Origin of the sequence: Sphingomonas trueperi, assembly GCF_040545665.1 — a bacterium.
Taxonomy (GTDB): domain Bacteria; phylum Pseudomonadota; class Alphaproteobacteria; order Sphingomonadales; family Sphingomonadaceae; genus Sphingomonas; species Sphingomonas trueperi_B.
Map to the genome: position 1 here is coordinate 626,659 of NZ_JBEPMH010000001.1, position 24,980 is coordinate 651,638.

The 24,980-nt window shown below is 69.7% G+C and carries 21 protein-coding genes and 2 riboswitches; of the genes, 4 read left to right on the top strand and 17 right to left on the bottom strand.

Annotated elements, in window-relative coordinates; translation table 11 throughout:
• From bluB to cbiE, 7 genes are read right to left on the bottom strand one after another with little or no spacing between them, the layout of a single operon-like run.
• A complete protein-coding gene (gene bluB, locus ABIC65_RS02865; RefSeq protein ID WP_354307766.1) occupies nt 1–645 on the bottom strand; it encodes a 5,6-dimethylbenzimidazole synthase in 645 nt (214 codons plus the stop codon).
• The gene (cobO, locus tag ABIC65_RS02870) at nt 642–1,244 is read right to left on the bottom strand and encodes a cob(I)yrinic acid a,c-diamide adenosyltransferase (protein ID WP_354306659.1); all 603 of its coding nucleotides are present in this window, start codon (nt 1,242–1,244) and stop codon (nt 642–644) included. Before cobO ends, bluB begins: the two co-directional genes overlap by 4 nt.
• Entirely contained in the window at nt 1,241–1,978 is a 738-nt protein-coding gene (gene cobF, locus ABIC65_RS02875; protein ID WP_354306660.1) for a precorrin-6A synthase (deacetylating), read from the bottom strand. The genes cobO and cobF overlap by 4 nt, the downstream gene beginning before the upstream one ends.
• Complete coding sequence (locus ABIC65_RS02880) at nt 1,975–3,291, bottom strand: cobyrinate a,c-diamide synthase (RefSeq protein ID WP_354306661.1); 1,317 nt, start codon at nt 3,289–3,291, stop codon at nt 1,975–1,977. The genes cobF and ABIC65_RS02880 overlap by 4 nt, the downstream gene beginning before the upstream one ends.
• Nucleotides 3,288–4,073, bottom strand: coding sequence for a precorrin-4 C(11)-methyltransferase (gene cobM / locus ABIC65_RS02885; RefSeq protein ID WP_354306662.1), 786 nt, complete (start codon nt 4,071–4,073; stop codon nt 3,288–3,290). The genes ABIC65_RS02880 and cobM overlap by 4 nt, the downstream gene beginning before the upstream one ends.
• Entirely contained in the window at nt 4,070–4,417 is a 348-nt protein-coding gene (locus ABIC65_RS02890) for a cobalamin biosynthesis protein (RefSeq protein ID WP_354306663.1), read from the bottom strand. Before ABIC65_RS02890 ends, cobM begins: the two co-directional genes overlap by 4 nt.
• A complete protein-coding gene (gene cbiE / locus ABIC65_RS02895) occupies nt 4,414–5,610 on the bottom strand; it encodes a precorrin-6y C5,15-methyltransferase (decarboxylating) subunit CbiE (RefSeq protein WP_354306664.1) in 1,197 nt (398 codons plus the stop codon). Before cbiE ends, ABIC65_RS02890 begins: the two co-directional genes overlap by 4 nt.
• On the opposite strand from cbiE, the gene ABIC65_RS02900 reads away from it, so the two are divergent.
• Nucleotides 5,609–6,367, top strand: coding sequence for a cobalt-precorrin-6A reductase (locus tag ABIC65_RS02900; protein ID WP_354306665.1), 759 nt, complete (start codon nt 5,609–5,611; stop codon nt 6,365–6,367). The genes cbiE and ABIC65_RS02900 overlap by 2 nt on opposite strands.
• Here ABIC65_RS02900 and cobJ read toward each other — a convergent pair.
• From cobJ to ABIC65_RS02945, 9 genes are all read right to left on the bottom strand, one after another.
• The gene (cobJ, locus tag ABIC65_RS02905) at nt 6,334–7,092 is read right to left on the bottom strand and encodes a precorrin-3B C(17)-methyltransferase (protein ID WP_354306666.1); all 759 of its coding nucleotides are present in this window, start codon (nt 7,090–7,092) and stop codon (nt 6,334–6,336) included. The two genes, ABIC65_RS02900 and cobJ, sit on opposite strands and share 34 nt — an antisense overlap.
• On the bottom strand, nt 7,089–7,814 hold the full coding sequence (gene cobI, locus ABIC65_RS02910) for a precorrin-2 C(20)-methyltransferase (RefSeq protein ID WP_354306667.1): 726 nt from the start codon (nt 7,812–7,814) through the stop codon (nt 7,089–7,091). Before cobI ends, cobJ begins: the two co-directional genes overlap by 4 nt.
• Entirely contained in the window at nt 7,811–8,440 is a 630-nt protein-coding gene (locus ABIC65_RS02915) for a precorrin-8X methylmutase (protein ID WP_354306668.1), read from the bottom strand. Before ABIC65_RS02915 ends, cobI begins: the two co-directional genes overlap by 4 nt.
• Nucleotides 8,440–9,564, bottom strand: coding sequence for a cobalamin biosynthesis protein CobG (locus ABIC65_RS02920; RefSeq protein WP_354306669.1), 1,125 nt, complete (start codon nt 9,562–9,564; stop codon nt 8,440–8,442). Before ABIC65_RS02920 ends, ABIC65_RS02915 begins: the two co-directional genes overlap by 1 nt.
• Nucleotides 9,561–12,839 carry a cobaltochelatase subunit CobN gene (gene cobN, locus ABIC65_RS02925; protein ID WP_354306670.1) on the bottom strand — a complete coding sequence of 1,093 codons (3,279 nt, stop codon included), beginning with the start codon at nt 12,837–12,839 and terminating at the stop codon, nt 9,561–9,563. The genes ABIC65_RS02920 and cobN overlap by 4 nt, the downstream gene beginning before the upstream one ends.
• Before the next feature lie 12 nt (nt 12,840–12,851).
• Nucleotides 12,852–13,889 carry a cobalamin biosynthesis protein CobW gene (gene cobW / locus ABIC65_RS02930; protein WP_354306671.1) on the bottom strand — a complete coding sequence of 346 codons (1,038 nt, stop codon included), beginning with the start codon at nt 13,887–13,889 and terminating at the stop codon, nt 12,852–12,854.
• Between the two features lie 183 nt (nt 13,890–14,072).
• Nucleotides 14,073–14,293: riboswitch (cobalamin riboswitch) on the bottom strand.
• Between the two features lie 24 nt (nt 14,294–14,317).
• Nucleotides 14,318–15,304 (bottom strand): HoxN/HupN/NixA family nickel/cobalt transporter, encoded by a 987-nt coding sequence (locus tag ABIC65_RS02935; protein ID WP_354307767.1) that lies wholly within the window; start codon nt 15,302–15,304, stop codon nt 14,318–14,320.
• 210 nt (nt 15,305–15,514) lie between these two features.
• Nucleotides 15,515–15,730, bottom strand: a riboswitch (cobalamin riboswitch).
• Nucleotides 15,722–17,035, bottom strand: a complete 1,314-nt coding sequence (locus tag ABIC65_RS02940; RefSeq protein WP_354306672.1) for a DUF5690 family protein — start codon at nt 17,033–17,035, stop codon at nt 15,722–15,724. It overlaps the preceding riboswitch by 9 nt.
• A 74-nt stretch (nt 17,036–17,109) precedes the next feature.
• On the bottom strand, nt 17,110–17,868 hold the full coding sequence (locus ABIC65_RS02945) for an acid phosphatase (protein WP_354306673.1): 759 nt from the start codon (nt 17,866–17,868) through the stop codon (nt 17,110–17,112).
• Between the two features lie 211 nt (nt 17,869–18,079).
• Between ABIC65_RS02945 and ABIC65_RS02950 the strand changes: the two genes are divergently transcribed.
• Nucleotides 18,080–19,888, top strand: coding sequence for a putative bifunctional diguanylate cyclase/phosphodiesterase (locus ABIC65_RS02950; RefSeq protein WP_354306674.1), 1,809 nt, complete (start codon nt 18,080–18,082; stop codon nt 19,886–19,888).
• An 80-nt stretch (nt 19,889–19,968) separates the two neighbouring features.
• Here ABIC65_RS02950 and ABIC65_RS02955 read toward each other — a convergent pair whose 3' ends face one another.
• Nucleotides 19,969–22,701, bottom strand: coding sequence for a TonB-dependent receptor (locus ABIC65_RS02955; protein ID WP_354306675.1), 2,733 nt, complete (start codon nt 22,699–22,701; stop codon nt 19,969–19,971).
• 293 nt (nt 22,702–22,994) lie between these two features.
• Here ABIC65_RS02955 and ABIC65_RS02960 point away from each other — a divergent pair, with 293 nt between their 5' ends.
• Both ABIC65_RS02960 and ABIC65_RS02965 read left to right on the top strand, forming a co-directional pair.
• Nucleotides 22,995–24,209, top strand: a complete 1,215-nt coding sequence (locus ABIC65_RS02960; protein WP_354306676.1) for a TCR/Tet family MFS transporter — start codon at nt 22,995–22,997, stop codon at nt 24,207–24,209.
• A 126-nt stretch (nt 24,210–24,335) separates the two neighbouring features.
• Nucleotides 24,336–24,830, top strand: a complete 495-nt coding sequence (locus ABIC65_RS02965) for a ca2+ sensor protein (RefSeq protein WP_354306677.1) — start codon at nt 24,336–24,338, stop codon at nt 24,828–24,830.
• The last annotated feature ends 150 nt before the right edge of the window (nt 24,831–24,980 follow it).

Here is a 24,980-nt window from a genome sequence, read left to right on the forward strand (position 1 = left end):
TCAGCGTTCGAACAGCCGGTCGGCGAGCGGCTCGCGGGCCTGCCATCCACGGCGTTCGAGTTCGGGGGTTTCGGAAGGTGCCTCGGGGTAGCCGAGGCACAGCAAGGCGATCAGCGTCCAGTCCTGCGGCACGTCGAGCAGCGCCGCCACGGCAACGGGATCGAGGATCGACACCCAGCCCAGGCCGATGCCGCGCGCGCGGGCCGCCAGCCACAGCGTGTGGACCGCGGTCACGCAGGAATAGCGCAGCATCTCGGGCATGGTGGCGATGCCGAGGCCGTGTCCGGCCACCGGACGTTCGTCGCAGAACACCGCCAGCAGCTCGGGTGCCTCGCGCAGGCCGTGCAGCTTGAGCGCGCGATAGGCATCGTGCCTGCCCTTCTCGGCATAGCCGGCGGCGGCGCGGGCGTTCTCGGCGTCGACATGGGCCGCCAGCGCCTCGCGCAGCGCCGGGGTGCGCAGCCGCACGAACCGCCAAGGCTGCGCGTTGCCGACCGAGGGCGCGAGGCTCGCCGCTTCCAGCAGCGCGGTCATTTCCTCCGGCGGGATCGCGCGCGTGTCGAAATGGCGCACGTCGCGGCGCCAGCGCAGCAGCGTGTCGAACTGGCGGAGGAAGCGCGCGTCGAAGGCGGGGGTGCTGCTCAGAACTCGATCCCCTTCTGCGCCTTCACGCCCGATCGGAAGGGGTGCTTCACCTGCGTCATCTCGGTGACCAGATCGGCGGCGTCGATCAGCGCATCGGGGGCGTTGCGGCCGGTGACGATCACGTGCTTCATCGCCGGCCGCGCCGCGAGCACCGCCAGCACCTCGTCGAGCGGCAGATAGTCGTAGCGCAGCGCGATGTTGAGCTCGTCCGCCAGCACCATGTCGTAGGAGGGATCGGCGATCATCCGCTTCACCTCTTCCCACGCCGTCCGCGTGACGGCGATGTCGCGGGCACGGTCCTGCGTGTCCCAGGTGAAGCCCTCCCCCATCGGCTTGAACTCGACTTGGCCCGAGAAGGCATCGAACACCGCCTTCTCGCCGGTCATCATCGCGCCTTTGATGAACTGGACGACGCCCACTTTCATGCCATGACCGATCGCGCGGACGACCATCCCCATCGCCGCGCTGCTCTTGCCCTTGCCCTTCCCGGTATGGACGATGAGGAGGCCTTTCTCCTCGGTCTTGGTTTCCATCATCGAGGCGCGGGCGGCCTGGATCTTGCGCATCTTCTCGGCATGCGCGGCGTCGTCGCGGTTCATTCGGGGGCCTTTCGCAGGAGGTACACGTCCATGATCCAGCCATGGCGGGCGCGGAGTTCGGCACGGGTCGCGACGATGCGCGATCCGGCCTCGGCGAGGGGACCGTGATCCAGCGCCTGTTGCGGCATGCCGAGATAGGCGCCCCACCAGATGGTGATGCCAGCAGGGTCTAGCGTCTCGAACGCGCAGCCGCCGTCGAGCATCACGACCAGCGTATCGGCCCCGGGGGGCCAGCCATGGCTGCGCAACAACCGGCCGGTGGTGATCGTCACGGCGCCCGCGAGCGGGTTGAGTGGGATCGTATGCGCGGCGGTGAGCGCCTGGATGCTGGTGATGCCGGGCACCACGCGAACGGTAACGTCGGGCAGCCGCGCCGCGATCCGTAGCGTGCTGTCGTAGAGCGATGGGTCGCCCCAGACGAGCAGCGCGACCTTGCCCGCACCCGGCAGATGCGTGGCGATGGCGGTGCGCCACGCGTCTGCGATGGCGTCGTGCCAGGCATGGACCGCCTGGACATAGTCCTCCCCTGCCCGCACCGGCATGTCGAACGTGGCGATCGGCACCGGCCGGGTGAGGACTGCGGCGCAGATCGCCGCGCGCAGGTCGGCGAGATCGGGGGCATTTTCCTTGCGCGGCACGAGGATCAGGTCGGCTCCGTTGAGCGCGGCGATCGCCTCGCCGGTCAGGTGCGCCGGGTTGCCGGTGCCGATGCCGATCAGCTGGAGCGCGATCATGCCGCCGCCGCGATCAGGTGGAAGAAGCTGCCGGTGACATGGCCCTGGGCCGACCCGGTCTCGGGCACGGCATTGCCCTCGGCATCGGCAACATCGGCGAGCGGCGCATCGGTCTGCGAGACGATCGTCGAATAGTGGAACTCATGGCCGGTCAGCCGTGCACCCGCGGGTAGGCCCGCAACGGGCGCAAGAAGCGTCGCCTGCCGATAGCCGAGATGCATCCGCCGCTGGGCATGGCTGGTGACGAGCCCGAGCAGCCCTGCCATGCGGTGCGTGTCCCCGCCCTTGTCGACCAACGCCTCGCCTAGCACCATATAGCCGCCGCACTCGCCGTGCACCGGACGATGCGAGGCGTGGGCGCGGAGGCCGGCGAGGAAGGTCTCGGCCGCGGCGATCGTGCCGGCATGGAGTTCCGGATAGCCGCCGGGGAGCCAGACGAGATCGGCATCGGCATCGGGGGCCTGATCGGCCAGCGGCGAGAAGGGCAGGATCTCCGCCCCTGCTCGCCGCCAGCCTTCGAGCAGATGCGGGTAGAGGAACGAGAAGGCCGCATCCTGCGCGATGGCGATGCGCTGGGCGGGCGGCGCCGGCAGCGTGGTCCGCCTGTCTGCGCGATGATGCGACGTAGAAGCGGCGGCCGCGCGCAGGGCGCCGAGGTCGACATGGTCGCGCAGGAACGCCGCATAGTCGGCGATGGTGCGATCGAGGTCCGGATGCTCGACGGCCTGTACCAGCCCCAGATGCCGCTCCGGCAGGACCAGATCGGCGCGGCGCGGCAGTGCGCCCAGCACCGGAATGCCTGCGGCTTCCATTCCCGCCCGCACCAGTCGCTCGTGCCTCGGGCTGGCGACGCGGTTGAGGATCACCCCGGCAAAGGGCACGCGCGGATCGAGCCGGGCAAAGCCCAGCGCCGTCGCCGCGGCAGACTGTGCCTGTCCCGAGACATCGACCACCAGCACCACCGGCCAGCCATAGCGCCGCGCGAGGTCCGCCGTGGCGCCGGTGCCGCTCGCCCCTGCCCGCGCGACGCCGTCGAACAATCCCATCGAGCCCTCGGCCAGCACGAGATCGGCTTCACGCGTCTCGCCCGCGAGGGCATCGAGCAACCCCGCGTCCATCGACCAGCTGTCGAGATTGTACGAAGGCCTGCCGCTCGCCACCCGGTGGAAAGCGGGATCGATATAGTCGGGCCCGTTCTTGAACGGCGTGACCGCAACGCCCGCCTCGCGCAGCGCGCGGAGCAGCCCCAGCATCACGGTCGTCTTGCCGGTGCCCGAGGCAGGCGCGGCAATGATCAGGCCGGGCACGCTCATTCGCCGCTGCGTGCGAAGCGCGACGACGCATCCTGGGGCCGGAAACGGCGATCGTAGCCGGCGGCATAGAGGCTGCTCTCGGCGAAATCCTCCGCCGCCAGCACCGGGCCGACGAGGATCAGGGCGGTGCGTTCCATGCTGCCGGCCACCGCCGCCTCGATCGTCGCCAGCGTCGCGCGGACGATCCGCTCGTCGGGCCAGCTCGCCCGCCACACCACCGCGACCGGGCAATCGGCGCCATAGGCCGGCAGCAGATCGGCAACGAGCGTCGCGAGATTGTGGATCGAGAGATGGATCGCCAGCGTCGCGCCCGTCGCGGCGAAGTTGGTCAGGCTTTCGCGCGGCGGCATGCGGCTGGCGCGGCCGGGGGTACGGGTGAGGACCAGCGACTGGCCGAGTTCGGGCAGGGTCAGCTCCGCCTCCAGCGCGGCAGCCGCGGCGGCGAAGGCGGGCACGCCGGGGGTGACCGTGAACGGGATGCCGAGCGCGCGCAGCCGGCGGAGCTGCTCGCCCATCGCGGACCAGACCGAAAGGTCGCCCGAATGCAGCCGCGCGATGTCGTGGCCGGCGGCATGGGCGGCGACGATTTCCGCGAGGATCGCGTCGAGATCCATCGGCGCGGTGTTCACGATCCGCGCACCGGGCGGGCAATGCGCTAGGATCGCCTCGGGGATCAGCGACCCGGCATAGAGGCACACCGGGCTCGCCGCGATCAGGTCGCGGCCGCGCAGGGTGAGCAAGTCGGGCGCGCCGGGGCCGGCGCTGATGAAATGGACGGTCATGCGGGGGCTCCTTCGGCGATGGCGCACGTCGCCATGCGGTCGGGGGAAATCTGGCGGGAAACGAGCAGGCGGCCGTCGGGTCCGGCGGCGGCGAGCGCAGCGGCCTCGGCGACGCTGCCGGAACCGCGCGCGGCGAGACTGGCGGTGGAGTGGGTCGGTGTCGCAATGCCTGCCACCGCCTCGATAGCGATGACGGGCAAGCCAAGCGCTTCCAGCAGCGGCAGTTTGTCGGCGAGCGTCGCGACATGGGTGACCGGCGGCGCACCCGCCTGCGCCAAGGCAAGCGCCGAGCGCAGCGATGCGGCGGTCGCACCGCTGCGATAGCCGAAGCCGGCGACGATCATCGCGCGACGCTCCACTGCACCACGGGATAGCGCGACCGCCAGCCATGGCGGGTGCCGAGCGGCACCGCGTCGGCCAGCTCGATCCGCAACAGGTTTCCGCCTTCGGCGTCGTGCCACCGGGCAAGCAGCGCCTCGGACTCGAGGGTGACCGCATTGGCGACGATGCGCGTGCCGGCGGGCAAGCTTGCCCAAAGCGCCTCCAGCAAGGCCTGCGAAAGGCCTCCGCCGATGAACACTGCATCGGGCTCGCCATCCGGCAGCACGGCTGGCGCGCGGCCCTGCAGCACGGACAGGCGATCGACCCCCAATCGTGCCGCGTTGTCGCTTGCGCGCGCCGCACGGATCGGATCGGCCTCGACGGCGATTGCGCGGTTGGCGGGATGCGCGAGCAGCCACTCGATACCGATCGAGCCCGAGCCGGCGCCGATGTCCCAAAGCAGCTCCCCGGCGCGCGGCGCTAGCGCGGACAGGGTGAGCGCCCGCACCGGCTGCTTCGTGAGCTGGCCGTCGGATTCGAACCAGCCATCGGGCCGTCCGCTGGCGAGCGGCAGCACCGCCCCCTCGCCCGCCGGCTCGATGCCGACCATCACAGGGTGCGCGATATCCTTCCAGGCGAGCATATCCGCGCGTACCGAGCGCCCCCTCTCCCGCGCGCCGCCGAGCGCCTCCAGCACATGCAGCTCCGAGGCGCCGAACCCCTCGCCCGCCAGATAGGATGCCAGCGCCGCCGCTGCCGCGCCGTCGCGAACCGTCACCAGCAGCCGCTGGCCAGGCGCGAGATGCGGCCGCAACTGGCCGAAGGGCGCTGCGTGCAGCCCGAGGCACAGGGTATCCTGCAGCGCCCACCCCAGCCGCGATGCCGCCAGCGCGAAGCTGGACGGTGCCGGGCGCGCGATCCACTCCTCCCGAGCGAGATGCCGGGTGACGCTGGTGCCCGCACCGAACCAGAAGGGATCGCCCGAGGCAAGCAGCACCACCCGTCGGCCCCGCTCGGCGAGGAGCAGGGGCACACCGTCGGCGAACGGCACTGGCCATGCGCGCGCTTCGCACCTAAGCCCCGGCAGCAACGACAGATGGCGGGCGGCGCCGAAGACCAGCTCGGCTCTTTCCAGCGCCGCGCTCGCGGCGGCGGACAGTCCGTCGGCGCCGTCCTCGCCCAGTCCGATGATGGTGAGCCAGGGAAGATCAGCCATGCCGAACATCCTGCTGCTGGGCGGCACCACCGAAGCGAGCGCGCTGGCCCGCCTGCTGGCGAAACATGGGGTGCCGGCCACCCTCAGCTATGCCGGGCGCACCGAGGCGCCGCGCGCACAGCCGATCCCGGTCCGTGTCGGCGGGTTCGGTGGCGTGGAAGGCCTGGCCGCATATCTGCGCGCGGCGCGGGTGACGCATCTGGTTGACGCCACCCATCCCTTCGCGGCGACGATGAGCGCCAACGCGCTCGCGGCGGCGCAGTTGGCAGGCGTACCGCTGGTCGCCCTCACCCGCCCCGCCTGGGTGCCGGTCTCGGGCGACCGGTGGACGCGCGTTGCCGATATTCGGGGCGCCGTGGCTGCGCTCGGTGGTGCGCCGAGGCGCATCCTGCTGGCGCTGGGCCGGATGCACGTCGCCGACTTCGCTGCGATGCCGCAGCATCACTATGTCCTGCGCTTCGTCGATGCGCCCGCAGTATCGCCGATCCTTCCGCACCACACCCTGATCGTCGATCGCGGCCCCTTCACGCCCGAAGGCGACCGCGCACTGATGGAAGCGCACGGCATCGACCGGGTCGTCTGCAAGAATGCCGGCGGCCGTGGCGCCGAGGCAAAGCTGATCGCGGCCCGGGCGCTCGGCATCCCGTTGCTGATGATCGACCGCCCCACGCTGCCGCCCCGCGCCGAGGTGACCGATCCGGCCGCGGTGCTGGAATGGCTGGATCATACGGCCGTGCCCACCGAGCGCGGAGTGTAGAGGATCGGCCGCGCGCTGCCCTCGATCCAGCGCGTCTGGCTCGATCCCACGATCACCATGGTCCGCATGTCGGCCATTTCGGGCGTCGCCTCGCCAAGGGGCACGATCCGCAGCGCTTCCTCCGGCGTCGAAATAGCCCGCGCAAACAGGATCGGGCGATCCGGCCCGCAGACGTCCCGCAGCAATTCCAGCACCCGTGCAAAGCCCTGCGGCCGCGCCTTGGAGCGGGGATTGTAGAAGGCCATCGCGAAGTCCGCCTCGGCGGCGAGGCACAGCCGCTTCTCGATCAGCGCCCAGGGCTTGAGATTGTCCGAGAGGTTGATCGCGCAGAAGTCATGCCCGAGCGGTGCCCCCGCCCGCGCGCTCGCCGCGAGCATCGCGGTGATCCCCGGCAGCACGCGGATGTCGAGCGCACGCCAAGCTTTCGGTCCGACTTCCAGCGCTTCGAACACTGCCGCTGCCATCGCGAACACGCCGGGATCGCCCGAGGAAACGACCACCACCCGCCGCCCCTGCGCGGCAAGATCGAGCGCGAGTGCCGCGCGGTTGAGCTCCACGCGGTTGTCCGAGGCGTGCAGCGTCAGCCCCGCGCGCGGCGCCACCCGCGCGACATAGGGAATATAGCCGACGACGTCGGTCGCCTCCGCCAGCGCGGCCGTGACCTCGGGCGTCACCAGCGCTTCGTTCCCCGGCCCCAGCCCGGCAATGGCCAGCCAGCCGCTCATGGGCGGCGCCCCCGGCCGTGGATCAGCAGGATCGAGAAATAGGGGGTGACGCTGGTCGCCTCGGCGAGCGGGGTGACCCGCTGCTCGGGCATCGCGGCGTGCTCCACAAGCCATGCTTCCGCCTCGCGACCTGCGGCTGCGACGGCGCTGCGCAGCTTGGCGAGATTGCGGCCGATCTTCATCACCACCAGCGCATCGGTATCGCTGATCCGGCGGACGAGCTCGTCCTCGGGCAGCGTCGCCATCGCGATCGTCAGCACGTCGTCGCCCCAGGTGATCGGCTGGCCGGTCGCGTTCCATGCCCCCGCCATGCCGGTGATCCCCGGCACCACCGCCACCGGCACCTGGCCCGAAAGCCGCGAATGGAGGTGCATGAACGAGCCGTAGAAGAAGGGGTCGCCCTCGCACAGTACCACCACGTCCTCGCCGGCGCGGGATAGCGCCAGCAGCCGCTCGGTGCACTCCGCGTAGAAGGCCGACAGGCAGGCATTGTAGCGCGGGTCGCTGAGCGGGATCTCGGTCGTCACCGGATACTCCATGGGCAGCTCGATCGCGTCGGGGCGGAGCATGCCCTCGGCGATCCGCCGCGCCTGGCCCGACCGCCCCGCCTTGCGGAAATAGGCGACGTGGCGCGCCCCGCGCACCAGCCGGTCGGCGCGGACGCTCAGCAGGTCGGGCGCACCCGGCCCCAAGCCGACGCCGTGGATCGTGCCCAGGCTCATTCGGCGCGGCTCGCCAGTGCGTTGACCGCCGCGACGGTGATCGCGCTGCCCCCCAGCCGCCCCTCGACGATGCAGCAAGGCACCGGCGGTGCGGCCCAGAGCGCCGCCTTCGACTCCACCGCGCCGACAAAGCCCACCGGACAACCGATGATCGCGGCGGGACGCGGGCACGCCGGATCCTCGAGCATGTTGAGCAGATGGAACAGCGCGGTCGGCGCATTGCCGATCGCCACCACCGCACCGGCCAGATGCGGCCGCCAAAGCTCTAGGGCCGCGGCGGAGCGCGTATTCGCCATTTCCTTCGCGAGCGCCGGCACCTCCGTGTCGTGCAGTGTGCAGAGCACGCGGTTCTCGGCGGGCAACCGCGCGCGCGTGATGCCCTCGGATACCATCCGTGCATCGCACAGGATCGGCGCGCCCTCCGCCAGTGCCGCCCGAGCCGCCTGCGCGAATCCGGACGAGAAGCGGATATGCGGCGCCAACTCCACCATCCCCGCGGCGTGGATCATCCGCACCGCGACCGGCTCCTCCTCGGGCGAGAAGCGGGCGAGATCGGCCTCGGCGCGGATCGTCGCGAAGGACTGTCGGTAGATGGCGGCGCCATCGGTTTCATAGTGGTAGGGCATCAATCGGTTCCGAAGAGGGCAAGCAGCGCGTCGGGGGTGAGCCCGGCATGGGCGGGCGGCGCCCCGGCGCGGGCATCGAAGGCGAGATCGAAGCGGCCGTCGCGACCGGTCACGACCACGTCGGCAAGCTGCGCCCGCGCGCAGCCCTTCGCGCACCCCGAGACGTGCAGTCGCCCGGACACCAACGGTGCGAGCCGCCGGGCCAGCACCCGCGTCTCGACGCTCGCCTGCGGGCAGGCCGGCGCGCCGACACAGGCATCGGCGCGCAGCAGCGGATCGGTGGCGTCGGTGATCAAGCCCACGGCGTGAAGGTCCGCGCCTTCGACCAGAAGGCTCCTCCACGGCGTGATCCGAACGCCCCTGGCCTCCACGGGGAGCGCATCGGCGAGCAACGCCGCGTCCAGCTGGCCGAACGCCGCGCCAAGCAATGCGCCCAGGGGGTGTTGTCCCGGCGGAAGGGGCTTGGCCAGCGCGGCGGGGACCGCACCGCCGTCGGCCCAGTCCGGCAGCGGCGCGGCGTGGCGGGCCATGCGGCCGGCAGCCGCGCCGCCGCTCTCGACGAACCAATGCGCCAGCCTGACGAGTGCGGCAGCTTCCTCCCCGACCGCGACCGGCGCTCCGGTCGCGCGGCCATCGGCGCGGAGGATCAACCGACCCTCCGGATCGCGCTCGATCCGGAAATCGCCGGGCGCGTCGGCCAGCAGCGGCATGGGCCCTGCGTCGATCACGAACCCCATCTTGCCCGGCAGGGGCAGGAGCGCGGCGAGCTGCGTGAGGAGGTCACCTGCGATGCGATGCGTGTCGTCACCCGCCTGCCAATCGGGTGCGACCAGCAGGTTGCGGCGCTTCTCGATCTCCGGGTCGGCGTCGACAAGGCCGAGCGCGATCAGGCGCTCGACCAGCGCTCGCCACCCCGTTTCGGAGACGCCGCGGATCTGCAGATTGCCGCGGCTGGTCAGGTCGATCAGTCCGTTGCCGTGTATCAGCGCCGCCTCGCACAGGCCGAGCAGTTGCGCGCGCGTCAGCCGTGCGAGCCGCGGCTTCACCCGCACCAGCAGCCCGTCCCCAGCCGCCATGGGGCGCCACGCGTCGGGGCACCAGCCACGCACCTGGAAGCCGATCATGCCGCCCCTCCCAGGTCCGCCAGGATCGAGTTGCGGCGGGTCTGCCACAGCCCGGCCGCAAGCAGCGCCGCGAACCGCGCCTGCATCGCCGCCAAAGCCGCCGGGTTCTCCTGGGACAGGAAGGCGCGCACCTCCGCGTCGCCAAGCGTCGCGTCGTGGTAGAGATCGAAGAGCTGCGGCGGCACCGCCGCGGCAAGATGGGCGAAGGCGCCGAGATGGTCGAGCGTCGCCGCGATCTCGGCCGCCCCTCGGAAGCCGTGTCGGCGCATGCCGGCGATCCAGCCAGGATTCGCCGCGCGCGAGCGGACGACGCGGGCGATCTCCTCGGTCAAAGGCCGTGCGACCGGGCGCGTCGGATCGCGCGCGTCGAGATGGTAGAGCGCGGCCGACCCGCCGCTAAGGGCCTTGGCGGCGGCGAACCCGGCTTCGTGCGCGGCATAATCGGCCGCGAGCAGCAGGTCGGTCTCGGCCAGGTCCTGCAGATGGACGAACGCATCCGCGGCACCGACACGGGCGCGGATGCCCTCGGGATCGGGCAGCGCATCGCGTCCGTCGAAGGCGTGATCGGATGCAGCAAGCCAGGCCTCGCCTGCATCGCGGCGCGCATCGTCCGTGTAGGTCTCCGCCGCATCGCCCATGCCGAGGCCGTAGCTACCCGGACGCGGACCATAGACGCGAGCGCCCGGATCTCCTCCGGCAAAGGGGTTCCATTCGGGCGCCTCGTCGCGCGCCGCCAGTGCGCGGACCGCCTGGCCGAACAGCTGCGGCAACGTGGGAAAGGCGTCGCGGAACAGGCCCGAGACGCGCAGGGTCACGTCGATCCGCGGGCGGTCGAGCATCGCCAGCGGCAGGATCTCGACACCCGTCACCCGTTCCGAGGCCGTGTCCCAGACCGGCGCGGCGCCGAGCAGGTGCAGCGCCATCGCGAATTCCTCCCCAGCGGTGCGCATCGTCGCCGATCCCCACAAATCGACGACGAGCCCCTTGGGATAGTCGCCATGATCCTGCAGGTGGCGGCGGATCAGTTCGTCGGCGAGGACGATGCCCTGCGCATGCGCCGCCCGGCTGGGCACCGCGCGCGGATCGATCGTGTAGAGGTTGCGGCCGGTGGGGAGCACGTCGGTGCGGCCGCGGAAGGGCGACCCCGATGGGCCCGCTGCCACTCGCTTGCCCGCCAGACCGGCGAGGAGGCCGTCGCGCTCCGCGTCCCCGCAAGGGCCGCGCCCGAACACATGGAGCCCGTCGCCGAACTGGCCTTCCTTCACGTCGCAGACGAAGCGGTCGATGCGGGTGATCGCCTCTGCGCTGGTGGCGGCGCAGTCCAACCCCAGCTCCGCCTCGAGCCCGACCGCCCGCGCTTCGTCGCGGATCGCGGTCTGCAGACGATCGCGGCGTGCGGGGTCCAGGCCTACGGCGTTGGAGAATTCATCGAGCAGTGCCTCGATCCGGGCCAGGCCCGCGCCGGTCCCCGCCGTTTTCAGCGCGGGCGGCAGATGGCCGATGGTGACGGCTCCGGTGCGGCGCTTGGCCTGTGCGGCTTCGCCGGGATCGTTGACGATGAAGGGGTAGAGGATCGGCAGACCGCCGGTCAGCGCCTCGGGCCAGCAGGCATCGGAGAGTGCCACCGCCTTGCCCGGCAGCCATTCCAGCGTACCGTGCGCGCCGATATGGACGAGGGCATCGACGCCCTGCGCCCGCAGCCACAGGTAGAAGGCGACATAGCCATGCCGCGGCACCCGGCCGACATCGTGGTAGCTGTCCTCGCGCGTCGCCGGGTCGCCGCGTTCAGGCTGAAGCGCGATGAGCAGCGCGCCGCTTCGGATAGCGGGGAAATGATAATGCCCGTCGCGGCATGCGGGATCAGCTTCGGGCGCCCCCCACGCTGCGTCGAGGGTCGTGCGCAACGGTTCGGGAAGCGTCGCGAGCACCTCCCGATAGGCTGGAAGCGCCCAGGTCAGCGTTTCGTGCTGCAGCCGATCGGCCAGGGCATCCACCGTCTCGCCAAGATCGCAGGCGATCGCTTCGGCCGAGGCAAGCGCGTCGAGGCCGACGGCGTGCGCCAGCTGCCATGCCTTGCCGGGATAGGTGGAGAGGACGAGCGCGACATACTTTGCCGCTAAAGGCTTCTCGGCAAGGGCAATCCAGCCTGCAACCCGCGCAACGATCGCCTCGATCCGCCGCGACTCCGCACGGTGCACCGTGCGGGCAAAGCCCAAGGCCTCGTCGCGCGCCTCGGCCTGCTTGAAGCTGGCGACACCGGCGAACACACGGCCGTCGAGTTCGGGCAGGACCACATGCATCGCGAGGTCGGCCGGTGACAGGCCACGTTCGGCGCTGGCCCAGGCATCCCGCGGCGCGGTGGCGAGCGCGATCTGGAACACCGGCACGCCGGCCGCATCCAGCGGCGATCGCCCCTGCTCGTCGCGTGCGGAAAAGGCGGTGGCGTTGACGATCGCCGCGGGGGCGAGGTCGCGCACCCAGTGCTCCACCTGCGCGCGGGCATCCGGCGTCTTGAGAGAGGGTACGAAAATCGACAGCGTATCGAACCCGGCGCGCTCGAATGCGGCGTGGAGCGCCTCGAACGGATCGACGTCGCAGGCGGCGAGATAGGAGCGGTAGAAGACGATCAGGACCAGCGGCTTCCCCGTGCGCCGCCAGGGGCACGTTCCGGGGACCCTAAGCTCGCCGCCCCCCGGCTGGCCATCGGGCGGACGAAAAGCACCCAGCGCGGGATGCCAGACACCGAATGCCGGAAGCGGGACATAGGCCGACGGTTCGTCCATATGGAAATCCGCCGTATCCGCCAACAAGCCCAGCGCGGCGCGTGCCGCATCGGCCCCGCCCGTGTCGCACAGCCCCGCCAGCTCCCGCAGCACTCGCAACGGCACCGTTGACGCGGCATCCAGCCGTTGGTCCGGCCGCCCGTCCGCCGGTAGCACCGCGAGCGCGATCCCCTTCTCCCGCGCCAGCGCCTCCACCTGCTGGAGGCCGTAGCTCCAATAGGGCATGCCGCCGATCAGCCGGATCAGGATCGCCTTCGCGCCCGACAGCGTCCGCTCGACATAGGTGTCAACCGACAGCGGGTGCGTCAGCGACGCCAGGTTGGCCAACCGCAGTGAAGGCAGCTCCCCCTGCCCCGCACGCCATGCCGCCGCGAACGCGCCGAGGTCGCTGTCGGAAAAGGACAGCACCACCAGGTCCGCGGGCGTTTGCCCGAGGTCCTGGGGCGCGGCATTTTCCTCCAGCCCGTGCGTTTCGCGGAACAGGACGTGCATCGCCTGCTTGCCTCAGCCGGCCAGCACCGCGCGGAACGCCGCCGGGTCGACATGGTCATGCTCGGCGATCGCGACCAGCGCGGTGCCGCGCGGCTCGCCCGGACGCCAGGGGCGGTCATACTGGTGGCGCACGCGGCCGCCGACCGCCTGGACCAGCAGCCGCATCGGCTTGCCGGTCACCGCGGCATAGCCCTTCACCCGCAGCACCTTGTGCTCGCGCGCCAGCCGCTCGATCCGCGCGACCAGCTCGGACGGATCGGCGATCTCGCCGAAGGTGACGACAATGCTGTCGAAATCGTCATGCTCGTGATCGTCAGCGCCGTCGTGGTGCGAGGGGCGTGCGGCGAGGTCGTCCTCGGCCGCGGCGCCCAGTCCCAGGATCACCCGCGGGTCGATCGCACCCTCGCGGATCTCGACCACCGGCACCGGGCGCGGCGCCTCGGCGGCGATCACCGCGCGGGCGGCGACGACGCCCTCCGGCCCGGCGAGATCGACCTTGGTGAGCAGCACCATGTCGGCACAGGCCAGCTGGTCCTCGAACACTTCGGCGAGCGGCGTCTCGTGATCGATGCCGGGGTCGGCGGCGCGCTGCGCCTCCAGCGCCACCAGGTCGGGCGCGAAGCGGCCCTCGGCGACCGCCTCGGCATCGGCCAGCGCCAGCACACCGTCCACCGTGATGCGGCTGCGGATCGCCGGCCAGTCGAACGCCTTGAGCAGCGGCTTGGGCAGCGCGAGGCCCGAGGTCTCGATCAGGATGTGGTCGGGGCGCGGGTCCAGCGCCAGCAGCCGTTCGACCGTCGGGATGAAATCGTCGGCGACGGTGCAGCAGATGCAGCCATTGGCCAGCTCGACGATGTTCTCGGCCGGGCAATCGGGGATCGCGCAGGACTTGAGGATCTCGCCATCGACACCGAGCGTGCCGAATTCGTTGACGACCACCGCGAGGCGCCGCCCCTCGGCGTTCTGGATCAGGTGGCGGATCAGCGTCGTCTTGCCGGCGCCGAGAAAGCCGGTGACGATCGTAACGGGGACCTTGGCCAGGTCGGTCATGCATGTCTTCCCCCGCGCCGGAGCGAACAGGCGGGGCTTGCCGGAACGAGTGTCCGGCCGGCGCGCGACGACGGGCGGGCGCGACAATCGCCCGACACCACGCGACCGTGCAGCCCCAGCCGCACAGCTTCGTCGCTCGAACGGAAGCAAGACCGTGCCGCGGCCATCCCCTGGACCAAGGCAAGAGCGACCGTTGCGCCGGCAGGTCTCCTGGCTTGCGGGTCACGGCACGCTGCACGCCTTCCCAGGCCGGATCGGCCCAGTGGCTGCCTCTCGGTGGAGGCCAGTGCATCGCGCTATCCGCTCACAGTTGCAGGGACAGCCGCGGATTTGGGGAGCAGGCTCCCCGCACCGCATTCCCGATTAAGCCCCATGTCCGGGGCACCGGCGCGATCTTTGCGAAGGCCGCAAGGCCTTCGAGGGCAGCTCTAGACGCGCACCTCGATCTCGTCCAGCCTCTGCCAGCGATAGATGGCGAAGCTGATCAGCCAGCAGGCGACGAACAGGCCGATGATCGCGAAGCCGAGGCCGTTGAAATGCGCGCCGAGATCGGCGGCGAGGCCGAACGCGCCGCCGGTCCAGCCCATCTTGTCGCCGATCAGCGCCAGCGTCTCGATCCCCCCGATCACGATCGCGACCAGCGCGGAGATCAGCGTGATGGTGACGTTGTAGTAGAGCTTGCGGATCGGCTTGACGAACGCCCATTGATAGGCGCCGAGCATCACCACCCCGTCCAGCGTGTCGACCAGCGCCATGCCGGCCGCGAACAGCGCCGGCAGCACCAGCAGCGTGCCGAGCGAGACGCCATGCGCTGCCTGCCCCGCGGACATGCCGAGGATCGCCACTTCGGTCGCGGTGTCGAAGCCGAGGCCGAACAGGAAGCCGAGCGGCGCCATGTGCCAGCTCTTGCTGACCAGCCGGAACATCGGCCCGAACAGCTTCGACAGCGGCCCGCGCGAGGCGAGCAGCAGGTTGAGGTCGTCCTCGACATAGGTGCCGCCCGCGCGGACATGCTGGAAGGTCTTCCACACCGCGCGCAGGATGATCAGGTTCATGCCCGCGATCGCGAACAGGAAGAGCGCCGAGACGGCGGTGGCGATCACCCCGCCCAGTTCCTTGAACGCCCCCATCCCCGCCAGCGCACCGGTGGCGAGCGCGATGCCCGCCGAGGCGATGGCGATGATCCCCGAATGGCCGATCGCGAACCACAGGCCGGTGGCGATCGGGCGCTGGCCGTCGTTCATCAGCTTGCGGGTGACGTTGTCGATCGCCGCAATATGGTCGGCATCGACGGCGTGGCGCAGCCCCAGCCCCCAGGCGAGCAAGGCGGTACCGAGCATCAGCGGCTGGGCATGGAACAGCGCGAACGCCCAGCCCCAGGCGGCGAGATTGGCGGCGATCAGGCCCGCGAACAGCAGGGCCACGCGCGCTCGCAACGGCAGAACGGACAAGACAGGGCACTCCGGCGGCGTCGTACGACCTTGCCGGGGCCACCGCGAGCGGCCGATCGCGCACCCCGGCCTGACGCCTGAAGCGACCGAGCCACGCAATCGCGAACGGCCCCGGCCGCTCGTGCGTCGCTCAGACGGAGTACACCGTGCCGCGGCCATCCCCTGGGCCAGGGCAAGAGCGACCGGACGCCGGCAGGTCTCCTGGCTCGCGGGTCACGGCGCGCTGCACGCCTTCCCAGGCCGGATCGGCCCAGTGGCTGCCCCTCGATCGGGGGCCAGTGCATCGCGCTATCCGCTCACAGTTGCAGGGACAGCCGCGGATTTGGGAGCAAGCCCCCGCACCGCATTCCCGATTAAGCCCCTTTCGGGGCACCGGCGCGATCAGGCATTGGTGGTAGGGGAAGCCGCGCGGTGGATCAACCGCCGGTCCGCGCCCGCCCGCAGGAAATGCAAGGCCGACAGTAAGGTCAGCCCGCCCACCGCGAGTGCGGACGCGTAACAGCAGGTAATGAAGAAGGGCAGCCAGCGCACTTCCGGCGTGCCGAGCGCATGGACGAGCAGCAGCGCGACGCTGCCGACATAGCCCGAGGCATCGGCGATGTAGATCAGGAACCCGGCATTGGCGGCGGTGCCGATCGTGGCGATCATCCGATCGAACAGCATCGCGTTGAACGGGGTATAGGCGAGGTAGAGCCCCGCGCCCGCCACCGTCATCCAGGGCAGCGGCGCGAGCAGCCCGGCCTGGAAGGCGAGCGTCGACCCGCCGAGGCACAGCGCCCCGAGCAGGATCAGCCCGTGCATCGCCAGCAGCGCGCGCAGATTGTCGCGGATCAGCATCAGCAACGCGAGGGCGGCAAGCGTCAGCAGCGCGATCGGCAGTTCGCTCGCCGAGAATATCGCCGCCTCGCCGCCATAGCCGAGCGCAGTCCACAGCTCGCGCGCGAAGTTGTCGCGCACGTCGCGCAAGGCGGTGAGCAGCACATAGCCGATCGCCAGCATCACCAGCGTCGCGCCGTGCGCCCGCAAGAACGCGGCGCGATCGGCAGCCTGCATGGGCACCCGGGCGGTGCGCTCGGCCTCGTCGCGGGCGTCGGGCGGCGGGAGTCGCTCCAGTTGCCACAGCGCGATCAGCAGCACCGGCATGAAGACCAGTCCGGTCGCCGTCGGCATCCACTGCTCGGCGACACCCGCGTCCATCAGCAGCAACGCGACCGACTTCACCACGCCCGAAGACAGGATGAAGCTCGCGCACAGCATCGCGCCGAGCAGCTCGGACACGCGGCGCCCCTCGACATAGCTGAACACCAGCCCCCAGATCAGCCCCAGCGGCAGGCCGTTGAAGAACAGGCAGGCGACGTTCCACGGCGCCGGGATCAGTGCGAACAGCACCAGCGCAATCCACGAGGTAGCGATCAGCCCCAGGATCATCCGCGCCCGCCCCTGCCTCCCGGCTTCGGAAATGACCCGAACGCCGATCAGCTTCGACATCGCATAGCCGATCACCTGCGCGATCAGCAGTGCGGTCTTGTAGTCGATGGCAAAATGCCAGTCGGCGACGTCGGCATAGGTCGCCACCGCGAAGGGCTTGCGGAAGGCGTACATCGCGAAATAGGCGCTGAACGCCGCGAGCCCGCCCAAGAAGAGCGTAAAGCCCGAAGCGCTCCGCGCGGCCCCGCCCGCGCTATCACCGTGCATTGCGATTCCTCATGAAGCGCCGCGCTTGTGGCGTTCAAGCGCGACGGCTTCATGACAGCGAAGTTACGCTGGTCTCACCAAGGCCGAACGCGCAGGGCCTCGGCTTCCGCGGCACAGCTTTGCGCATCGGGATGCGGCGCCGTGGAGCGCAGCCGCGCCACCTCCTGCCGCGCCGCCACCATATCGCGCTGATAGGCGGGCGAAGTCTGGAGCACCGCGAACACCGACGCGCCGGCCATGTAGCCAGCTTCCACCGCGCTCTTGCTGTGCGAGCCGCAGATCGCGCGGCTTTCGCCATACGCCCGGCCGCGCGCGAGGATCGCGCTGGCCTTGTCGGGCATCGCCTGGGCGAGGATCTGCGCCTCCAGCCAACCATTGGCGGTATGGCCCGAGGGATAGTCGCCATTGCTTGCCAGATGTGCGGTCTTCGCCTCGCAGATCGGCCCGTCCTCGCGCAGATAGGGGCGCGGCACCTGGTAGGCGGTCTTGACCTTGCCGACCACGGGGCCGGTGCCCGCCCGCGCAAGCAGCCGCGCGAGCGCGGGCGCCTGCTTGGCATCGAGTACCATGCCCATCGCGCAGGCATTGCGGCTCAGCGGATCGTTGGTGACGTCGTCGGTGGCGATCCGCCAGCGCGGGGTACCCTCCAGCTTCCGGGTAGCGCGGAACACCGCCATGTCCAGCGCCGCGCCGGGGCTGTCGAGGGCGGGCGGCGGCGGCAGGATGGCCATGCCGTCGGGATATTGGTCCGCGGCGAGATAGGGTGCGGTGTCGCTCGTCTGGGGCGCCGCGATCAGCAGCGAAAGCGCCGCGAAGAAACCGCCGCGGATCATGCCCGAAGGCCCGATCGGGCATCGAGGCCCGAGGTAGAAGCGAAGAGCTGGGTGCGCATGCCGCGCCCCCTACTCCGCCACGCGCCATTCTTCTACGTAGTTTTACAGGCGCCTGCATTATGCCGCAGGCAAGGCCGGTCCGGGCAAGGTGCACGCACCTGCACATGGGGGCGACGTGGACATCTCGCTTCAGAATAACATCTTGGAGCTTGTGGCCAAAGGCGCGGATCTGGCCTCGGTCACCGATCGGCTGTGCCGCGAGGTGGAAGTGCGCCTGCCCGATGTCCGCTCCATGATCCTTCGCGTCGATCTTGCCGGGCGGCTTCATCCCGTGGCCGGCCCGAGCCTCCCCGAGAGCTATCTGGAGGCGATCGACGGCATGATGATCGGTCCCAAGGTTGGCTCCTGCGGGTCTGCCGCCTATCTCGGCGAGCCGGTGGCCAGTACCGATATCGAGAACGATCCAAACTGGGCCAAATATCTCGGCCTGACCCGGCCGCTGGAGATGCGCGCCTGCTGGTCGAACCCGATCAAGAACGCCCGCGGCGAGGTGACCGGCGTCGTCGCCTTCTATTACCGCGTGCCGCGCGGCCCCACGCCGATGGAGCGCCGCATCATCCGGGTGTGCCTGCACCTGTGTGCGATCGCGATCGAGCAGGACATCTGGCGCGCCAAGCAGGTCCGCCGCGCGCAGCTCGACGGGCTGACCGGCCTGCCCAATCGCTCGGCCTTCACCGCCTCGCTAAGCGACCTCGATTGTACCGAGCCGGGCGCCTGGGGGCTGATTCTGGTCGATCTCGACAACCTCAAGATCGTCAACGACACTTTCGGCCATGTCGCGGGGGACGCGCTGATCATCCACGCGGCGCGGCGCCTCTCCGAAGCTTCCGCGCCCGATCGCGCCTATCGCCTTGGCGGGGACGAGTTCGCGGTGCTGGTGCAGAGCCCGGCGACGCTCGCCGACCCGGCCGAAGCCGCGCGCATGCTGCTAGATGCGCTCGCCCAGCCGATCGAAGACGGCGAGCGCAACGTCGTCCCCCGCGCGACCGCCGGCGGCGCGCTGATCGGCGAAGGCGAGACGGCGGAGCAGGTGCGGCTCAATGCCGATCTCGCGCTCTATCATGCCAAGGAAACCGCGCGCGGCAGCTTCGTCCGCTACGTGCCGGGCATCGCCACCCGCATGGCCCGCCGGCTGGATGCGATCCATGCGGTGGAGCGCGCACTCGCCGAGGACAGGCTGCTCCCTTATTACCAGCCGCTGTTCGACCTGAAGACCGGCGAGATCCTCGGCTTCGAGGCGCTGTGCCGGATGCGCACCGAGGATCGCATCGTCTCCGCCGCCGAGTTCTTCGAGGCGACCACCGACGGCAAGGTCGCCGGCGCGATCACCGCGCGGATGCTCGAGCGGGTCGCTGCCGACCTGCGCCACTGGTGCGACCTCGGCATCGCGCCGCCCCATGTCGGCATGAACTTCTCGTCGAGCGACTTCCACGGCGCTCGGCTGCGCGAGATGATCCCGGAGACGCTGGCCCGGCACGGCGTGCCGCTCCACCATCTGGTGCTGGAGATCACCGAGACCGTGTATCTCGGCCAGGGCGACACCGTCGTCGCGGACACGCTGCGCTGGTTCCGAGCCCAGGGGCTGCTGGTCGCGCTCGACGATTTCGGTACCGGCTATGCGTCGCTCACCCACCTGCTGACCATGCCGGTGGACTTCATCAAGATCGACAAGAGCTTCACCGACCAGTTGCTGCAGAACAGCGCCAGCCGCGCGATCGTCGAGGGCGTGCTGCACATCGCGCAGGAACTCGACATGCGGGTGATCGCCGAGGGGGTCGAGACGGAGTTGCAGGCGGAACGACTGCGCAGCATCGGCTGTGCCTACGGCCAGGGCCACCTCTTCTCGCCCGCGGTCGGCGTCGAACGCGCGACCGAGATCCTGCGATCGGCCAAGATCCCGGCGCTGTCGCCGAGCCGAGGCGCTGCCGGGCCGGCGACCGACGCTGCGATGCTGCACTAGGGTCGGCGAACCAGCCAGCCGGCCATAAAAATGGGCCGGAGGATCGCGCCTCCGGCCCAGTGCTTTCCTCCCCAGGAAAGTCAGAAGCGGGTGCGCAGCGTGATGCCGTAGGTGCGCGGCTCGGCGAGATAGGCCGAGAAGAGCTGGCGACCGCCCGGATATTTGGGATCGGTGAACGGCGCGGTGGCGGCGCCCTCCTGGAAGGGCGAGTTGAACACCACCTGCGTGTAGTTCTGGTTGAAGATGTTCTGGCCCCAGAACTCGATCGCCCAGCGCTCGTCCTTGCCGCGAATGCCGATGCGGCCGTTGAACAGCGCATAGCCGTCCTGGATCTTCTGCGGGAAAAGGTCCGAGCCCGTGTTGTAGTCGCCGGTCATGCGTGCATCGAAATAGATCAGGCCGCTGAGGCCGGAATTGCCGAGCGGCGGCGTCCAGGCGACCGAGGCGGTGCTGACGATCTCCGGCGCGTTGGACAGCTGCTGGCCCGGCAGCCGCCGCAGCGCCTGGTCGAGCGGTCCGCCGGCATCGTTGCCGACCAGCTGGTTGCGATAATGGGTATCGGCATAGGTAAGGCCCAGGCCCACCCGGAAATCGCGCGCCGGCACGAGCGAGGCTTCGAGTTCGACGCCCTGCGACACCACACCGTAACTGACGTTGGAGGACGAGCAGGCTCCCGTGGTCGACGCGGCGGCGCTGAAGTTGGTCGCGGTGCTGAACTTGCTCTGGTCGCGGTCGCCGCCGCCCAGGCTCGCGGTGCAGCCGTTGATGTTCTGCACCAGGAAGACGGTGCCGTTGAAGGTGTTGAGCTGGAAGTTCTTGAACTGCTGGCGGAAGGCCGAGACGTTCAGGCTGAACTTGCGCGTCGAGTATTTCAGGCCGATCTCGAAGGCGTTGTTGGTTTCCGGCGCGAACTGCAGGTTGCCGGTCAGCGCCTGCGCGCCGCCGACCGCGGCGAAGGGCAGGATCGGCACCTTGAGCGCCGACTTGTCGAGGTTGAACCCGCCCGCCTTGTAGCCGCGCGAATAGCTGCCGTAGAGGAGCAGGTCGTCGGTCGGCTTGTACGAGAGGATCGCGGTGCCGGTGAACTGGTCCTCCTTGCGGGTGTCGCGGATCGCGGCGCCGTTCAGCTCGGCGGTGGAATTGCCCTGGCACGACAGGCCTAGAATGCCGTCGATCGTCGCGGTGAGCGAGGCGACCGAGCGGAGCGGCAACAGCGCGGTCTGGTTGGCGACGCAGGCGGTGTTGTCGTTGCCGAAAGTGGCGTTCAGCCGCTTGCGCTCGTTGGTGTAGCGCAGGCCCAGCGTAAGGTCCAAGCCCTTGGTGACGTGGAAGATATTGTGGGTGAACAGCGCCCAGTTGCGGCTGTTCTGCTTGAAATAGTCCCGCGTCGTGCCGCGATCGTTGATCCCGTCCAGCCGGTCGAACGCCGCATAGATCAGCGGGCTCGCCGCGCCGAACAGCGCCGGCCGCGCGGCAAGGCACCCCGCCGCCGCCGGATTGTAGAGTGCCGCGAGCGCGCTGCCCGAGACGATCCGGCAGGTGGCGAAGCGGCCGTACTGGGTGCCGAAGCGAAGGTTGTCGACGAGCGTCAGGTCTTCATTTGCGAAATAGCCGCCGACCAACCAGTCGAGCTTCTCGTTGAACGCGGTACCGTTGAGCCGCAGTTCCTGGCTGAACGTTTCGAAGGCGCGCGACGAGTCCGAATTCGGCGCGCGATAGAGCAGGTCGACCGCGCTGTAGTCGGTGTCGGCGCCCTGGCTCGAGAAATAGTTGCGATAGCCGGTGATCGAGGTGAGCTTCACATTGCCCAGGTTCCAGTCGAGCTGAACCGATCCGCCCCAATCCTCGGTGATGCCGCCATAGCTGCGGCCCTTCGAAACATAGAGGTTCCGGCTGTAGGGATTGCTGAACGCGGCCATCGGCTGGCCAAGATCGCGCAGCACCCGGACGATGTTGTTCGCGGTAGGACTGTTGAGATCGCCGATATAAGGGTTGATCGAAGAGTCGACATAAACCGCGCCGCAGCATTCCTCGTTGCGATGGGTATAGTCGCCGATCACGCGGATCTGGATGTCGCTGGTCGGTTCGAACAGCAATTGGCCGCGGAGGAAATAGCGGTCTCGATTGTTGATGTCGCGATTGTTGGTGACGTCCTGGTAGAAGCCGTCGCGCTTCATGTAGACGCCGTCGAGCCGACCCGCGACCGTACTGCTCAGCGGCACGTTCACGAACCCCTGAAGGCGGATCGTGTCGTAATTGCCATAGGTCGCCTCGGCACCGGCCGAGAAGGTCGACTCCGGCTTCTTCGAGACGATGTTAATGATGCCGGCCGAGGCGTTGCGGCCGAACAGCGTGCCCTGCGGCCCGCGCAGCACCTCGATCCGCTCGAGATCGCCCAGTTCGCTGAGGCCGATGCCCGAGCGCGATCGATAAACGCCGTCGATGAACACGGCCACCGAGCTTTCCAGGCCGGGATTGTCACCGACCGTACCGATCCCTCGAATACGGGCCGAACCATTGGCCTCGCTGCCGGTCGAGGAGACCAGCAGCGACGGCGCTACCTGGTTGAGCGCGCGGATGTCGTTGGCACCGGTCTGCTGCAGCGTCTCTGCACTGACCGCGGAGACCGCCAACGGCACGTCCGCCAACGCCTGGGCGCGGCCCTGCGCGGTGACGATGATTTCGTTATCCGCCTGGACGGATCGTCCGCCGGCATCCTGCTGGTCCTGGGGGGTCTCCTGCGCGAGCGCGGGCGCTGCGAGCGCCATCACGAGTGCCGGCACTGCACAGGCCGACATAAGGCGTAGCCGCATATCTTTCCTCTCCACCGAGGTTGGAGCTGTGTTTCCGCTCCATACCCGAACCTCGAATACACGCCTTGTCGCCAGCGCCGTCAAGCAAAACTAAAGTTGCAAAATGCCACTTGAATGCAATCGTTGCAGAGATGGCACAGTGTTGCCCAACCGGATTGGCGCTGCAGTGGGCCGCGCGGCGCCCCGACTTCGGTAAGACGTTGACTGGTCTCACACTTCCCGCACCGGCCGCTGCAACGTAGCGCCGGGAGCCCGATCGCGGTACGCTTGGCGCCCTCTGGGGAGGGGACGACATGCAGTTTCACCACCGTGCCGTGCCGATCGTGCTTGCCGCCGTCTTGATCGATTCGATCGGCTTCGGCGTCATCCTTCCGGTGCTCCCGAAGCTGATCGTGACCCTGTCCCATAGCAGCATCGACGATGCCGCGCGGATCGGCGGCTGGATGCTGGTGGCGTTCGCCGTCGCGCAGTTCTTCGCCGGGCCGATCCTCGGATCGCTGGGCGACAGCATCGGGCGGCGACCGGTGCTGCTCGCCTCGATGGCCGCCTTCGCGATCGACTATCTGCTGATGGCGGCGGCGCCGACGATCGGCTGGCTGTTCCTCGGCCGCATCGTCGCCGGGATCGCCGGCGCCGTCTACGGCCCCGCCAATGCCGTGCTGGCAGACGTCACGCCGCCGGAGAAGCGCGGCGCGACCTTCGGGATGATGGGCGCGGCGTTCGGGATCGGCTTCATCCTCGGCCCCGCGATGGGCGGCCTGCTCGCCAGCCTGGGGCCGCGCGCACCATTCATCGCGGCAGCGGCACTGGCGGGGCTCAATGCGCTGTGGATCCTCTTCCTGCTGCCGGAGACGATGGCGCCGGAGCGCCGCCGCCCCTTCCGCCTCCGCGAGGCCCATGTCTTCGCCGCCTTCCGCCCGCTGTTCGAGGCGGGGAGTGCCAAGCCGCTGCTGCTTGCCGCCTTCCTCTGGCAGCTCGCACATATGGTCTACCCGGCGACCTGGGCATTCTTCGGCGAGATCGCGCTCGCCTGGGACGAGCGCATGATCGGTGCCTCGCTCGCCGCCTCGGGCATCTGCATGGCGCTGGTCCAGAGCTTCGTCACCGGCCGAGCGATCGCCGCCTGGGGCGAGGAACGGACGGTGGTGCTCGGCATGCTCGCGGGAGGTCTCGCCTTTCTCGGCTATTGTTTCGCGCGGGAGACCTGGATGGTGTTCGCGATCATCCCCTTTGCCGCCTTCCAGGGCCTTGCCTTCCCCTCCATCAATGCCCTGCTCTCGCGGCTGACCGATCCTTCGCACCAGGGCGCGCTGCAGGGCGGCATGGCGGCGCTGGGCAGCGTCGCGCTGATTCTCGGGCCGCTCCTCCTCAGCCAGGCTTTGGCCTATGGGGCAGAGCGCGGCTTCCAGGGCGGCAATTTCGCGGTGGCCGCAGCCCTGGCGCTGAGCGCATTGCTGCTGATCGAATGGAAGGTCGTGCCACGGGTCCGGCAGGCGCCCGCCGAATAGCACACGACAAATTGCGACACTTTGCCCCGGGCGATGACAAACCCGTGCGACAGCGGCGGGGGAAACAAGGCGTGTGCCGGGGGTCTGCCCCCGCCCCCGGCACCCCTTCTTCTCCAGGAGTTCCGGATGCTGAAACGTATCACCCTCGCCGCGCTCGGGGCCTCGCTGCTCGCAGGCTCGGCACTTGCCGCCCAGGCCGAGCCGCAGGACGGTCCGCGCGGCCCCCGCCGCGATCCGCTCGCCATGGCGGATCAGAACAAGGACTGCATCGTCACCCGCGACGAGATGCTCGTCAGCGTCGCGACGCGCTTCAACGCGATGGACGCGAACCACGACGGCAAGGTCACGCCGGAAGAGCGCGAGGCTTATATGGCGCAGCAGCGCGGCCGGATGGGCGGCCGGATGGCGCCCAAGAACGACCTCACGCTCGCCGACGAACAGGCCCGCGCCACCCGCATGTTCGACCGGATCGACACCAACCATGACGGCAAGATCGACGCTGCGGAGCGCCAAGCTGCCGCGCAGAAGATGATGCAGATGCGCCGCGGCGGCGGCTGGCGTGGCCGCCAGGGTCCGCCCGCCGGCGACATGCCGCCCCCTCCTCCGGCCGACGGCAACTGACGCCAGCCGGAGCAGCCGGGCGGGAGGCCGCGGGTATCGCCGATCCTGTCCCCGTCGGGATCAGAGGCACCTCCCCTGACGCTTCACCGCGAAGCTCCGCGGATCTCCTCCCTCCCGCCCGGCTCTTTTCCCCGACGACAAAGGCGCTAC

Coding starts and splice junctions, on each gene's coding strand:
- ABIC65_RS02940 (WP_354306672.1), bottom strand. CDS start 17,035: ATGCACGGTGATAGCGCGGGCGGGGCCGCGCGGAGCGCTTCGGGCTTT.
- ABIC65_RS02960 (WP_354306676.1), top strand. CDS start 22,995: ATGCAGTTTCACCACCGTGCCGTGCCGATCGTGCTTGCCGCCGTCTTG.
- cobM (WP_354306662.1), bottom strand. CDS start 4,073: ATGACCGTCCATTTCATCAGCGCCGGCCCCGGCGCGCCCGACTTGCTC.
- ABIC65_RS02920 (WP_354306669.1), bottom strand. CDS start 9,564: ATGATCGGCTTCCAGGTGCGTGGCTGGTGCCCCGACGCGTGGCGCCCC.
- cobN (WP_354306670.1), bottom strand. CDS start 12,839: ATGCACGTCCTGTTCCGCGAAACGCACGGGCTGGAGGAAAATGCCGCG.
- cobF (WP_354306660.1), bottom strand. CDS start 1,978: ATGATCGCGCTCCAGCTGATCGGCATCGGCACCGGCAACCCGGCGCAC.
- ABIC65_RS02900 (WP_354306665.1), top strand. CDS start 5,609: ATGCCGAACATCCTGCTGCTGGGCGGCACCACCGAAGCGAGCGCGCTG.
- ABIC65_RS02915 (WP_354306668.1), bottom strand. CDS start 8,440: ATGCCCTACCACTATGAAACCGATGGCGCCGCCATCTACCGACAGTCC.
- cbiE (WP_354306664.1), bottom strand. CDS start 5,610: ATGGCTGATCTTCCCTGGCTCACCATCATCGGACTGGGCGAGGACGGC.
- cobI (WP_354306667.1), bottom strand. CDS start 7,814: ATGAGCCTGGGCACGATCCACGGCGTCGGCTTGGGGCCGGGTGCGCCC.
- ABIC65_RS02955 (WP_354306675.1), bottom strand. CDS start 22,701: ATGCGGCTACGCCTTATGTCGGCCTGTGCAGTGCCGGCACTCGTGATG.
- cobW (WP_354306671.1), bottom strand. CDS start 13,889: ATGACCGACCTGGCCAAGGTCCCCGTTACGATCGTCACCGGCTTTCTC.
- cobJ (WP_354306666.1), bottom strand. CDS start 7,092: ATGAGCGGCTGGCTGGCCATTGCCGGGCTGGGGCCGGGGAACGAAGCG.
- cobO (WP_354306659.1), bottom strand. CDS start 1,244: ATGAACCGCGACGACGCCGCGCATGCCGAGAAGATGCGCAAGATCCAG.
- ABIC65_RS02880 (WP_354306661.1), bottom strand. CDS start 3,291: ATGAGCGTGCCCGGCCTGATCATTGCCGCGCCTGCCTCGGGCACCGGC.
- ABIC65_RS02945 (WP_354306673.1), bottom strand. CDS start 17,868: ATGATCCGCGGCGGTTTCTTCGCGGCGCTTTCGCTGCTGATCGCGGCG.
- ABIC65_RS02890 (WP_354306663.1), bottom strand. CDS start 4,417: ATGATCGTCGCCGGCTTCGGCTATCGCAGCGGTGCGACCGCCGCATCG.
- ABIC65_RS02965 (WP_354306677.1), top strand. CDS start 24,336: ATGCTGAAACGTATCACCCTCGCCGCGCTCGGGGCCTCGCTGCTCGCA.